The sequence below is a fragment of the Salinibacillus kushneri genome, from assembly GCF_900111405.1.
Lineage (GTDB): Bacteria > Bacillota > Bacilli > Bacillales > Alkalibacillaceae > Salinibacillus > Salinibacillus kushneri.
In genome coordinates this window covers 171,684-184,391 of sequence record NZ_FOHJ01000003.1, presented here as the reverse complement: position 1 = coordinate 184,391, position 12,708 = coordinate 171,684, and the positions used below count along the sequence as shown (strand labels likewise).

The window sequence follows — 12,708 nt, the reverse complement described above, 5'->3', positions numbered from 1 at the left end:
TCTTCAACTAAACCGTCCAATCTCTTACATGTATCCTTAGATATACCCAAATTTTTCAGTAACTATCCTGGTTGTTCAAATGAAGGAATGTTTTAAACACGATTCAAATGAGTGTCTTTAAATTCTGCAGGATATTTTAATCCATATCCAATCATCCTATCCATTCCTATATGTGCTGACCATATTAACCCGATTGCTAATAAAGTAGAGTTAAATAATACAATTCCACAGATAATAAAACCTATCGATAAGCTATATGTATGAAATAAATTATATAGTATAGCCCCAACCTTATTATTAAGTAAATATCCAAGCATTGAAATATCTGGTGCTAATAGCAGAATAAAAAATAATACCCAACTAAATTGACTATACTCATAAAAATAAACACTTAACGCTAATACGGCAAAACCCTCTGTATGTAAAAGTATTTTATTCAATAAGCCTCCCCCTCTTTCTTTATCAAGAAAAATCAATTCCTTCAAAATTGTCTCATCGAATAAGATTTATACAATCCTTATTATACTAGTTACACGTAAGGAATTATGGTTAGGAATTCTGTAGGTAAAATAAAATCTTCACTTTGAAATATTATCTAATACAAACCCCAATTCGTTTCCATCTATATCAAGAATAGTAAACTTTCTGCTTCCATAAGGTGTAGAGAACAGTTCTTCTACTACTTCAGCTTTGTCTTTTAATTCGTCCCACAAGTCATCTACATTATCGACATAGAAATTAAACCGCCCAGGAGAAGGATAATTTTCATGTTCCATTAAAGCAAACATCGCTCCCCCCTGGTGTTCAAAATGCACGTAATTAGGGTTTTCGGGAGGCCATGAAGCTGCCACTGAAAATCCTAAAACCTCCTGATACCACTTTACAGCTCTATTTAAATCCTTCACATTTGCACGAACATGTAACAGTCTTGTTTTCATTATTGTGCTCCCCCTTCACTATTATTTGCACCTGATTTTGCTCGTTTTCCTAGACTCACAGAACTAGCCAGTTTAATAGGATTTCAAATCCTACTTAGTGGTTCTGTTACGAAATACAAACAAAGTTATGACATTAAGAATAAGAGTAACGATAAGAAGAACTGCTGCAGCAAACCCCTTGGCACCCATCGTATCCATAAGAGCAGACCAATCCTCAGCCTTCACCCGGTAATAGCTATTGTAAATTTGAAAAAATAATGAAATAGCACAAGCACCTATACTCATAACGGAAAGAACGAACCAATTCTTCTGGTCATGCTTTTTATAGAGATTAATAATAGGAAGTATCAAGGCAATGAGTCCAAACACGAAACTTCCAACATTAAGCCAACCAATCACGCCTATTCCCCCTTTTTTCTTTCTTCATGTATGTCCTTCTTTCGTACATTTCTGACACACTCCCTTTTTCCTTATTTTAACATAAATGTTTCATTTACTACTGATAAATCAAATCTTTCCAATACCGTTACCTGTTTTAAATTGGTTAAGTAGGTTCTTCTGAACAATATGAAGGATAAAGTGTATTACAGCTAAAAAGGAATAATAACCGTTGAAGACAGATTAATATCAGGTGGGTACTAATGAGAGAAAAATTACATGTAAGACTAAGGAAAATTGAGAAAAGGTAAAAACATCTCCAAAAAATTTTGTGAAATTAAAACTGTTCGTACTAAATGTACAAAATTAATAAAATTTAGTATTTGTATTACAGATGGCAAATCTATATAATTTAAAACCAGTTCTTAATTTTTATTCAATTAGCATTATTTTTCCTTATGCATTGCTTTTTTGTAAGGCAGTTTTCGCATAGTTTGTTGGACTGCCCTGTGGCAGGTGAGCGGTATACGGGAGATCTCCGAAGGCAGTTCCCGAATTGCTCGTAGAAAGCAGGAACACTGGTGAGGAAATCAATACCTATGTTTAACAGAGGAAACTTTTTAAAACAACAAGCTTTTAGAAACTAGCCTTTTGTAAAATGACAAAATGAATACTTATGGCATTAATAAAACTACAGGAGTGTTGTATATCGTGTTTACTTTTAAATGGAAGAGAATTGGACTCATTGCTGGTTTATCTTTATCTCTTATAGCAGCTGGGTGTGGGCAAGATAATACAGACGATACCACTAACGATGCTGAAAGTGGCGGAGATGGAACAAATGTTGGTGAAGAAGTAGATTACACCATCACAGGTATTGAGCCTGGAGCCGGTATTACCGAAGCAACGGATAATGCCTTAAAAGAGTATGAAAATCTTGCTGGCTGGGAACAGCAAAATTCTTCAACAACTGCAATGTTAACAGCATTAGCTGATGCTATTGAAAACGAAGAACCAATTGTTATTGCAGGGTGGTCACCTCACTTTAAATTTGCCAAATATGATTTAAAGTATTTAGAAGATCCAAAAGGGGTTTATGGTGATGTAGAATACATTTCAACCATAGTGAGAAAAGGTTTAAAAGAAGAAAAACCTGAGGCTTATAAAATTCTTGATAGATTCCATTGGGAAACAGAAGACATGGAGTCGGTTATGCTTGCTGCACAAGACATGGAATTTGAAAAAGCTGCCCAACAGTGGGTGGATGAAAATCAGGAGAAAGTTGCCGAATGGACAAAAGGTGTAGAGCCTGTAGATGGTACTTCAATAGAATTAGTATTAACTCCTTGGGATACAGAGCGGTCGTCAGCACATGTCGCTAAAATCGTATTAGAAGAGCAAGGTTTCGAAGTTAAGCTTACTCCAGTTGACCCATCTATTATGTTTCAAGCTATTGCAGAAGGTGATGGTGATGCCTCCCTAGCTCCATGGCTGCCTGCGACTCACGGTGCTTTCTACGAAAAATTTGAAGGGGAATTTGAAGATTTAGGAGAAAACTTGAAAGGTGCCAAAATTGGGCTAGTTGTACCAACCTATATGGACATTGATTCCATTGAAGATCTTAAACCTGCAGAGTAATACACCTATCATACGAAACGAATATGCTCCTTTTTAAGTATTTTGGTTACTTAAAGAGGAGCATTATTTTACTTACCATATTAATCATTTCCCCTCCCCCGTTTTATGTAATCTGTCATTCCATTTTTTCTTTACTCCTCATAAGCCGAAAACAGACATTCTTTCCTGCCTTTCCAACACATTAACAAAACTAAAAAAGAATAATCGGAGATCAATCGTAGATGTTGATTGCAGGACCACTAGACATGAATGCTTGTATACTTTAAATTAATACCAATATCTTTTCTTTTTATATGCTAAAATGGGTGCTAGATAAGTATATTTTATGTTAAATAGTAGAATCCTAGAAATAAAAGCGGACAAGGATGAAGTATGATGTATATAAATAAGGGAACATTTACCCAGGCAGTATATAGACGTGGGCTGCAATATTATAATCAAGGCCGGGTAGGAAACTTTACTCATTATGAAGACGAGGATTTATGGCTTGTAAACATCATGGGCAGCGACCAGTACAAGGTAAGTATTCAATTTACTAACGAAGGAATCTCCTATTCCTGCAGCTGTCCAGCCCATGAAACCTTTCAGGCATGTAAGCACACTGTTGCTGCCTTTTTGGAGCTCTCGGACGTCATTGAAGACTCATTAGACAAAGAAGTCCTTGATCAATTTTTATCTCAATTTGAACGTGAGTCTGTTTTTAGAAGAAATAGCTTCAACAGAAGAATGCCTGATCCAGCTAGTGAAATGATTAACCTTTTTTCAAACTATATAGAAACACCGGAAGCTTCAAACCAGACATCTATTGTTGCTAAACCACTGAAGTGTGAATATATTTTAAAAACACATAACAGACCATGGGACTCCCCTCTCCTTACAATTGAGATAAAAATAGGAGAGCAAAAAACCTATGTGGTGAAGAAAATTCGTGAGTTGCTTGAGCATATTCACCAGCAAAAGGAGTTTGTTTTTACTAAAAAGTTTACATATGATCCTAAAGTACATGATTTCGTAAAAGAAGATTGGGATATTATTCAGCTATTAACAGAGATATTTTCAAGTGAAAACTTCTACCATGGTGAAAGCAGTCTATTATATGGCCATTTAGATAAACGTGAAATGGTGGTACCACCCTTATATGCAGACCGATTATTGCAGTTACTCCAATATCGTGACTGCGAATTTAAAACAGATATGGATACGTATGCAGGCTTTGAATGTACTGACGAGGAGCTACCTTTCACCTTTGAACTTGATCAAAACCAACAAGCTGATGGTTTTAACCTTGATTTACACTTCCTGAATTCCGCTACCATTCTACAGGATTATCAATACATCCTGTTTGAAAATGTTTTTTATAAGGTGAGTCAAAAGCAACTTGGTATTTTAAACGAAATGGGTAAAATTATAAACATGACGCATAACCGAACCCTTCCTATTAAACGGGAACAAATTGAACCCTTTTTATCACACGTCATGCCAAGTTTAAATCAGATTGGTGACCTTCATATTACGGAACAAATCTCAAATGACATTATTCAGCCTTCATTACAAGCAAGGCTGTATCTTGATATGGACGAGGAGCGTTTATCTGCGAATCTCGAATATCATTATGATCAGTATACGTTTTACCCATTCGGAAGCCAAACAGAAGAACGACACAAGAGCAATCAGATCTTAATCCGTGATATGGAAAAAGAACAGGAAGTTATGAATATTATTGAAAGTGCTCCATTTAAATATAATGGCAATGAACTATACATCGATGAGGAAGAAGAAATCTTTTCCTTTCTACATGATGTACTTCCAAAGCTGGAAGACAAAATAGCCATTTATACGACGAATCAAATCAAGCATATGATGCTTGAGGAAAAACAATATCCTGATATCCAAATCGATTTGGATGCAAGCGAAAACTTCTTAGAAATTAATTTTGATTTTGAAGAGATTGATTCCAATGAAATTCAGCATATCTTTCAATCCCTAACAGAAAAGAAACGATATTATCGCTTGCCAAATGGTACGTTTGTGCCATTAGAAGACGAGGCCTTCACCCCTATTTCCAAGCTTATGAATGAACTGAATATAGATCCTCAAACCATGGATGAAGGTCAAATTACAGTACCTGCGTATCGAGGTATGCAAGTGGAAGAATATATGAACAAGGAAATAGGAGCTAAATACAATAAAGCCTTTCGTCAGCTATTACGTGACATCAAAACACCTGATGAAAGTGAATATCCTTTACCTGAGACGTTAAAGGCAGACTTACGTGAATATCAAAACGTTGGCTACCAGTGGCTGAAGGGGCTAAGCCAATATCATTTTGGGGGTATTCTGGCCGATGATATGGGATTAGGGAAAACCCTTCAGGCCATTGCTTTTCTTTTATCTGAATGGGAGGAATACCAATCAAGCCAGCAAACAGCTCTTGTTATTTCTCCTGCATCACTCGTTTACAACTGGAAAAGTGAGTTTTCAAAATTTGCCCCTCAATTAAACGTGGTTGTAGTGAGCGGTACGAAGGATGAACGAAAAGCTAAATTGGAAAATACAACGGAAGCAGATGTGCTTATCACGTCTTATCCTTCCTTAAGACAGGATATTGAATTATATCAGCCATTGACCTTTTCAACCATGATTCTGGATGAAGCTCAGGCGATTAAAAATCACTTAACCAAAACCGCTCGTGCTGTTAAATCCATTATTGCCGCTAAACGTTTTGCCTTGAGTGGAACGCCAATTGAAAATTCACTTGATGAACTTTGGTCAATCTTTGATTGCTTAATGCCTGGCTTTTTCCCTAACAAAAAAACCTTTAACACCCTACCTCAAGAGCAAATATCAAGAATGAGCAGACCGTTTATTTTACGCCGACTAAAACAGGATGTGTTAAAAGAGCTTCCCGATAAAATCGAAACCGTTCATACCTCCGAACTCACAAAAGATCAAAAACAGCTATACCTTGGTTATTTGGAAAGAATTCAGGGAGAGGCCAAAAATGCAATTGCAACAGAAGGATTTCAAAAGAGCCGAATGAAGATATTAGCTGGTTTAACAAGACTACGGCAGCTCTGCTGTCATCCTTCTCTGTTTATTGAAAATTACCAGGGTGAGTCCGGTAAGCTCAATCAATTACTGGATATCGTTGAAAATGCAAGAGAGAACGGACAGCGAATGCTCATCTTTTCCCAGTTTTCCAGCATGCTGCAAATTATTCAGCAGAAACTCACTGAAGCTGGTATGGACACCTTTTATCTGGATGGGCAAACACCTTCCAGAGAACGTGTGGAAATGACTGAACGTTTTAATCAAGGAGAAAAGGAAATCTTTTTAATTTCTCTTAAAGCAGGTGGAACAGGTTTAAACTTAACAGGAGCAGATACGGTTATTCTGTATGATTTATGGTGGAATCCAGCTATTGAGGAGCAAGCAGCAGGCAGAGCTCATCGAATTGGCCAAAAAAAGGTTGTTCAGGTATTTCGCCTTATAACAGAAGGAACCATTGAGGAGAAGATCTACTCTTTACAACAGAAGAAACGTGAACTGATTGAAAATGTTATTCAGCCAGGAGAAACGATGTTTAAGAGCCTTAGCGAGGAAGAAATTAAGGAACTGCTTAGTATGTAAACAACGGCATATCGGTTTATACACCTTATATGGCTGTCTCTTAAAAAACAACAATCTTTTAGAAAACAGCCTAAATAAAAAGAGACAGCTGTTTTTTTGAACTTACCTGTTTTTAATCAAAGAAGGACACATAATTCCCCCCCTATAGGAAGAAAATAATTAAATGAGTCTTTACCATTTTTCCTATAATTTTTCCTATTAGGGGGGGTAAAAAGTGAAAGAGAACTATACGGTTTTTTACACGTCAGTAGGTATACTTGCTATACTGGTTCTTATTGGAATCATCATACCAGCTTCTACAGAACAATTAACAGCGAATATTCAGGCCTTTATTTCAAATACATTTGGATGGTATTACTTAGTCATGGTCACTATCCTTTTAATTATTTGCCTGTATTTATTAATCAGTCCCATTGGAAGAATCAAACTAGGAAAACAAGATGAAAAACCTGAATTTTCAAGACCCACTTGGATTGCAATGTTATTCAGTGCCGGAATGGGAATTGGTCTTGTATTTTACGGGACTTCAGAACCGATTAGTCATTATGCAATCAGTTCACCAACCGGCGAAATTGGTACTGAACAAGGAATTAAGGACGCATTGAGATTCACCTTTTTTCATTGGGGAATTCATGCTTGGAGTATTTACGCCATTGTAGCCTTAGCCATTGCATACTTTCACTTTAGACATGAACGATTAGGGTTGATAAGTGCTACGTTAAAACCTATTCTTGGAGATCGTGTATATGGAAAAACGGGTAAAGCTATTGACGTATTTTCTGTATTAGCAACCGTTATTGGAGTGGCTACATCCCTTGGGTTTGGTGCAGCACAAATTAATGGTGGACTAGCTTATCTATTTGGAATTCCTGCAAACTTTTGGATACAGTTGATTATTATTCTTATTGTTACGGTATTATTTATGATTTCTGCTTGGTCAGGATTAGGTAAAGGGATAAAAATTTTAAGTAATGCAAATATGGGATTAGCTGCAGCCCTTTTTGTTCTCACTTTTATTTTTGGACCTTCATTATTTATTCTAAACTTATTCACAGACACAATTGGTCAATATATACAAGCTGTCCCTCGAATGAGTTTTCGCATTGCTCCATTAAATGAAGATATTCGGGAATGGATTAATGGGTGGACAATATTTTATTGGGCATGGTGGATTGCGTGGTCTCCATTTGTCGGTATTTTTATCGCACGAGTATCAAGAGGTCGAAGTATTCGGGAATTTGTATTTTCCGTTCTGCTTGTACCCTCAGTAGTCGTTTTTTTGTGGTTTTCTACTTTTGGCGGTTCAGCGATTTCACTTGAACATAACCAGGGCGTGAACGTTTCAGGATTAGCTGCAGAAGAATCCCTTTTTGGTGTCTTTAACGAATTTCCTTTCAGTATGGTGCTTTCTATTACAGCTATCATACTTATTAGCACCTTCTTTATTACCTCTGCCGACTCCGGAACGTTTGTATTAGGTATGATGACAACAAATGGCTCCCTTTCACCCGATATTAAAATTAAATTAACTTGGGGAATCATGCTCTCAGTGACAGCACTTGTCCTTCTTTATTCAGGAGGTCTTCAGGCGCTTGAAAATATGATGATTATTGCTGCACTGCCTTTCTCCATTATTATGGCTTTAATGACAGCGAGTTTAATCAAAGCCCTGTATAAAGAATCAAAAGAGCTGGGGATTGGCCGTATTAAAAAACGAAAGAAATGATGATATATATCTTTTACATCTGCACGCTTTACGACGTAGAATCCCTAACCTGAGATTCACAACTTTAGACAATCGTAAGTCAAAAGGTCTATACTGGTTTTACAAAGATACAAATTAGGAGTGTGCATGATGTATTCAAAACAGGCCAAGCATTTTCATAAAATTCCTTTATCCATTTTGGACCTTGCTCCTATTACGGAAGGTGGAACAGTAAGGGAATCCTTTAAAAATAGTACTGAGCTCGCCCAACATGCAGAGAAATGGGGATTTAACCGTTATTGGTTAGCTGAGCATCATAATATGCCTGGAATAGCAAGCTCCGCAACATCCGTATTAATTGGACACATCGCAGGAGCAACCACTACAATACGTGTTGGTTCTGGTGGGATTATGCTCCCTAACCATGCCCCACTTGTGATTGCTGAACAATTCGGTACGCTTGAATCGATATATCCTGGACGAATTGACTTAGGTTTAGGCCGTGCTCCAGGCACCGATCAGGCAACGAGCTATGCGTTAAGAAGAACTTTAAACAGCAGTCCTGAGGAGTTTCCTCAACAGGTTGCAGAGCTACAGCATTATTTTAAAGATGTACCGACTGCTCGTGTTAAAGCCTATCCAGGACAAGGATTGAATATTCCAATCTGGTTATTAGGTTCCAGTGGCTTTAGTGCCCGGCTGTCAGCACAAAAGGGGCTACCTTTCTCGTTTGCCAGTCACTTTTCACCGGATTACACATTACCTGCTCTTAAACTTTACCGGGAAAATTTCCAACCGTCTGAAGTACTTCAGAAGCCATATGCAATGGTCGGTGTCAATGTTATTGCTGCAGATACTGAAGAACGAGCTAAATGGTTGGCTACCTCCCAACAACAACAGTTCTTAAGCTTAGGTAGAGGTGAACCAACTCCATTAAAAGCACCGGTAGAAGATATTAATGAGATTGCATCCAGCTATGAACAGGCAGCATTGCAAAAATCATTAGATCCACGTACAACAATCATTGGAACAAAAGACACCGTAAAAGAAAAGCTTCAACAATTTCAGGAAGAAACGAATGCAGACGAAATCATCATTAGCTCTCAGATATTCTATCAAGAGGATCGATTGCGTTCCTATGAAATTATAGCTGAATTAATGAAATAACCCCAAAAAACGGTGTTAGCTCAAAGCTAATACCGTTTTAAAAAAGGAACCCGTCTTCCTTATATCTTAGACGCGTTCCTTTGCTCTTTTATTCTTCTTTTTAATCTGCTTGCTTCGTAACTGTCCACATGCCGCATCGATGTCTGTTCCTTGTTCTGCACGCACACCACAATTAATTCCATTTTCTAACAGAATACCGTAGAAGTTTTTAATGTCTTCTGCAGTACTGCGTTGATATTGGTTATGCTCACTAACCGGATTATACGGAATTAAGTTTACATAGGATAAATGACGTTTATCCTTAAGTAAATCAACAAGTTCCTGCGCTTCTTCTTCATGGTCATTTACATCCTGAAGCATAATATATTCAAAGGTGATACGACGATTGGTCTTTTCAAGGTAATAGTCAATGGCCTCCATTAATTGTTCAACTGGAAAGGCACGGTTAATTTTCATAACCTGGGTTCTCAACTCATTATTAGGTGCATGCAAGGAAATAGCAAGATTTACTTGCAAACCAAGGTCTGCAAATTCATAAATTTTATGAGCCAGACCACTTGTAGATACAGTAATATGCCGAGCTCCAATCGATAGGCCGTTTTGGTCGTTAACCACACGTAAAAAGTCTACTAAGTTGTCAAAGTTATCAAATGGTTCGCCAATCCCCATCACAACAATGTGACTAACCCGTTCATCCTTGCCTTGCTCATCCAAATAATGCTGTACGTTCATAATCTGCTCCACGATTTCTCCGCTCGATAAATCCCGATTTTTTCTCAGGATACCACTTGCACAAAATGTACACCCAATATTGCACCCTACCTGTGTAGTAACACACACTGACAATCCATAGTGGTGACGCATTAAAACAGTCTCAATCAAGTTTCCATCCTGAAGTTTAAATAGGAATTTTACGGTTCCATCTGAGGATTGCTGTTTAATTTCAACCTTTAAAGTCTGAAGTTCAAAATTCTCTTCTAAAAGTGCTATGCAATCTTTATTCAAATTGCCCATATCGGCAAACTGCGTTACTCTTTTCTTATATAACCAATCCCAAACCTGCTGGGCACGAAACTTCTTTTGACCGTGTTCCACCATCCATGATGTCAGTTGATCAAATGTTAGCCCGTAGATTGATTCCTTTGTCATGATTAACCCTCATTTCCAATTTCTACAGTTCCATTCCTATCTTACTGGAAATTACGCGATCTATCAAATAATACTGGAATTAAAAAACCATTGACCCAATCAAAATATACAGATAATTTAAAATTAAATCTTGTTATGAAAACTAATTTCCTTCATAATATGAAAAATGAAGTGTATATAAAAACTTATGCGCTTACTCATTCGACAAAAATATACAATATTCGGGTGGTGACAGGCACCAGAAGGGAATGAACATGGATAAAAATAATTACACCTACAATACTGAAAAACCATCTACTGTCTTTTATATTTCTTCTATTCTAGTTGGGCTTTTTGTTTTATGGGGGGCATTATCACCTCGTTCACTTAGTGAGATAGCAAATGAAGCACTTGATTGGATGATTACGAACTTTGGCTGGTTTTATATGCTGATTACGGCATTTTTTGTATTATTTGTAATCTTTCTTGCCATTAGTCCGTATGGAAGACTACGATTAGGGAAACCAGATGATGAGCCAGAGTATACATGGTTTTCATGGATTGGAATGTTATTTGCAGCAGGTATCGGTGTAGGCTTTGTATTTTGGGGTGTTGCTGAGCCTGTTCTTTACTACTTACAGCCACCTATTGACTTCACACCTGAAACGAGAGAATCTGCTATAGCAGGACTTCGTTATGGTTCTTATCACTGGGCATTACATCCATGGGCCATTTTCTCTATCGTTGGACTAACACTTGCCTATGTACAATATCGAAAAGACAAACCAGCTTTAATCAGTTCTGCATTCTATCCTGTTTTAGGAGATAAAATCAATGGATGGGCTGGTAAAACCATCGACATATTAGCCGTATTAGCTACGAGTACAGGAGTGGCAACTACCTTTGGTTTAAGTGCGATGCAAATTACAGGTGGGCTTTCTCATCTTACTGACATTCCAAACAATGTTTGGACACAAATCATTATCATAGCCATTGTCACCTTCCTGTTTATGTTTTCAGCAGCCAAAGGTGTGAATAAAGGTATTAAAACGTTAAGTAATATTAATTTAGGTGTTGCAGGCCTTTTCTTCCTCTTTGTTTTAATCGTTGGGCCTACTCTCTTTATTGCAGAGAGCTTCGTAACGACACTTGGGGGATACATTTCCAATGTAATTCCGATGAGTTTAACGTTAACGCCATTTTCAGAAAGTGAGTGGCTGGGTACGAACACGATCTTTTTCTGGGCCTGGCATATTTCCTGGGCACCATTTATGGGGCTCTTTATTGCCCGCATTTCACGTGGACGTACGATTCGTGAGTTTATGGCCGGCGTACTCATTGTTCCATCCTTATTAGCCCTTATCTGGTTTTCAACCTTTGGAGGAACAGCTCTAAATCTTGAAATGTATGGCCCAGGTGGCATTGCTGAGCTTGTAACAGGGAAAGTCGAATTAGCCTTATTCGTAACCCTTGGCGAATTACCTTTAAGTCTGATCACAAGTATTTTGGCAGTAATTTTAATTCTTATCTTCTTTGTTACATCTGCCGATTCTGCATCTTATGTGTTAGGTGCTATGACATCACGCGGTAGTCTAAATCCAAGTATGGGTGTGAAATTAGTTTGGGGATTATTAATAGCTGGAACAGCAAGTGTACTTCTTGTTAGTGGTAACGGGGGTCTAAGCGCCCTTCAAACGGCTTCAATCATTACAGCACTTCCTTTCGCCTTTATCATGCTGGTTATGGTGATATCCATTCTGATTACCTTTAACAAGGACTATAAAAATGCCCAAAATAAGAAGCATAAGAGACAATTACGCTTTATGAAGAAAGAATTTAAGCAAGAGTTTTATCACGATATGAAAGGTGACGTCTATGATGAAGTGAAAGAAGACGTTTATGATGATGTAAAAGAGGAAGTCTATGATAATATTAAAGCAGAAGTGAAAGAAGAACTAATAGAAGAATTAGATCTGAATGAAAAATCAAACCAAAAGAAGAAAGATTAAATGGGAATGTCTCAGGTGTTTACCTGAGGCATTTTTGTCTCTCAAAATGAAGCTTGTATTTCACATCGTAAAAAGGGAAGAAACAACTTCATGTGGAAACGTGTTAAAGCTTGTT

At 37.4% G+C, this 12,708-nt stretch carries 9 protein-coding genes; 5 read left to right on the top strand and 4 right to left on the bottom strand.

Annotated features, from left to right (window positions below; genetic code table 11):
- Window positions 1–92 precede the first annotated feature (92 nt).
- The 3 genes from BMX63_RS05625 to BMX63_RS05615 all read right to left on the bottom strand — a co-directional run bounded on the left by BMX63_RS05625 (window position 93) and on the right by BMX63_RS05615 (window position 1,337).
- Complete coding sequence (locus BMX63_RS05625; RefSeq protein ID WP_093132835.1) at window positions 93–440, bottom strand: DUF4260 domain-containing protein; 348 nt, start codon at window positions 438–440, stop codon at window positions 93–95.
- A 138-nt stretch (window positions 441–578) separates the two neighbouring features.
- Entirely contained in the window at window positions 579–938 is a 360-nt protein-coding gene (locus BMX63_RS05620; RefSeq protein ID WP_093132833.1) for a VOC family protein, read from the bottom strand.
- Window positions 939–1,028: 90 nt separating this feature from the next.
- Window positions 1,029–1,337, bottom strand: coding sequence for a hypothetical protein (locus BMX63_RS05615; RefSeq protein WP_093132831.1), 309 nt, complete (start codon window positions 1,335–1,337; stop codon window positions 1,029–1,031).
- A gap of 690 nt (window positions 1,338–2,027) precedes the next feature.
- On the opposite strand from BMX63_RS05615, the gene BMX63_RS05610 reads away from it, so the two are divergent.
- From BMX63_RS05610 to BMX63_RS05595, 4 genes are all read left to right on the top strand, one after another.
- Window positions 2,028–2,954 (top strand): glycine betaine ABC transporter substrate-binding protein, encoded by a 927-nt coding sequence (locus BMX63_RS05610; RefSeq protein ID WP_245732732.1) that lies wholly within the window; start codon window positions 2,028–2,030, stop codon window positions 2,952–2,954.
- 375 nt (window positions 2,955–3,329) lie between these two features.
- Window positions 3,330–6,584, top strand: a complete 3,255-nt coding sequence (locus tag BMX63_RS05605) for a DEAD/DEAH box helicase (protein ID WP_245732731.1) — start codon at window positions 3,330–3,332, stop codon at window positions 6,582–6,584.
- A gap of 214 nt (window positions 6,585–6,798) precedes the next feature.
- Window positions 6,799–8,310 carry a glycine betaine uptake BCCT transporter gene (locus BMX63_RS05600; protein ID WP_093132825.1) on the top strand — a complete coding sequence of 504 codons (1,512 nt, stop codon included), beginning with the start codon at window positions 6,799–6,801 and terminating at the stop codon, window positions 8,308–8,310.
- 129 nt (window positions 8,311–8,439) lie between these two features.
- The gene (locus BMX63_RS05595) at window positions 8,440–9,456 is read left to right on the top strand and encodes an LLM class flavin-dependent oxidoreductase (RefSeq protein WP_177167200.1); all 1,017 of its coding nucleotides are present in this window, start codon (window positions 8,440–8,442) and stop codon (window positions 9,454–9,456) included.
- A gap of 66 nt (window positions 9,457–9,522) precedes the next feature.
- Here the strand turns inward: BMX63_RS05595 and rlmN are convergent, their stop codons facing one another.
- Window positions 9,523–10,605 carry a dual-specificity RNA methyltransferase RlmN gene (rlmN, locus tag BMX63_RS05590; RefSeq protein ID WP_093132821.1) on the bottom strand — a complete coding sequence of 361 codons (1,083 nt, stop codon included), beginning with the start codon at window positions 10,603–10,605 and terminating at the stop codon, window positions 9,523–9,525.
- Between the two features lie 254 nt (window positions 10,606–10,859).
- Here rlmN and BMX63_RS05585 point away from each other — a divergent pair, with 254 nt between their 5' ends.
- Complete coding sequence (locus BMX63_RS05585; protein WP_093132819.1) at window positions 10,860–12,593, top strand: BCCT family transporter; 1,734 nt, start codon at window positions 10,860–10,862, stop codon at window positions 12,591–12,593.
- Window positions 12,594–12,708 lie beyond the last annotated feature (115 nt).

Excerpts from the sequence above, each read along its gene's own strand:
- BMX63_RS05605 (WP_245732731.1), top strand. The coding sequence starts at position 3,330 with ATGTATATAAATAAGGGAACATTTACCCAGGCAGTATATAGACGTGGG.
- BMX63_RS05595 (WP_177167200.1), top strand. The coding sequence starts at position 8,440 with ATGTATTCAAAACAGGCCAAGCATTTTCATAAAATTCCTTTATCCATT.
- BMX63_RS05585 (WP_093132819.1), top strand. The coding sequence starts at position 10,860 with ATGGATAAAAATAATTACACCTACAATACTGAAAAACCATCTACTGTC.
- rlmN (WP_093132821.1), bottom strand. The coding sequence starts at position 10,605 with ATGACAAAGGAATCAATCTACGGGCTAACATTTGATCAACTGACATCA.
- BMX63_RS05620 (WP_093132833.1), bottom strand. The coding sequence starts at position 938 with ATGAAAACAAGACTGTTACATGTTCGTGCAAATGTGAAGGATTTAAAT.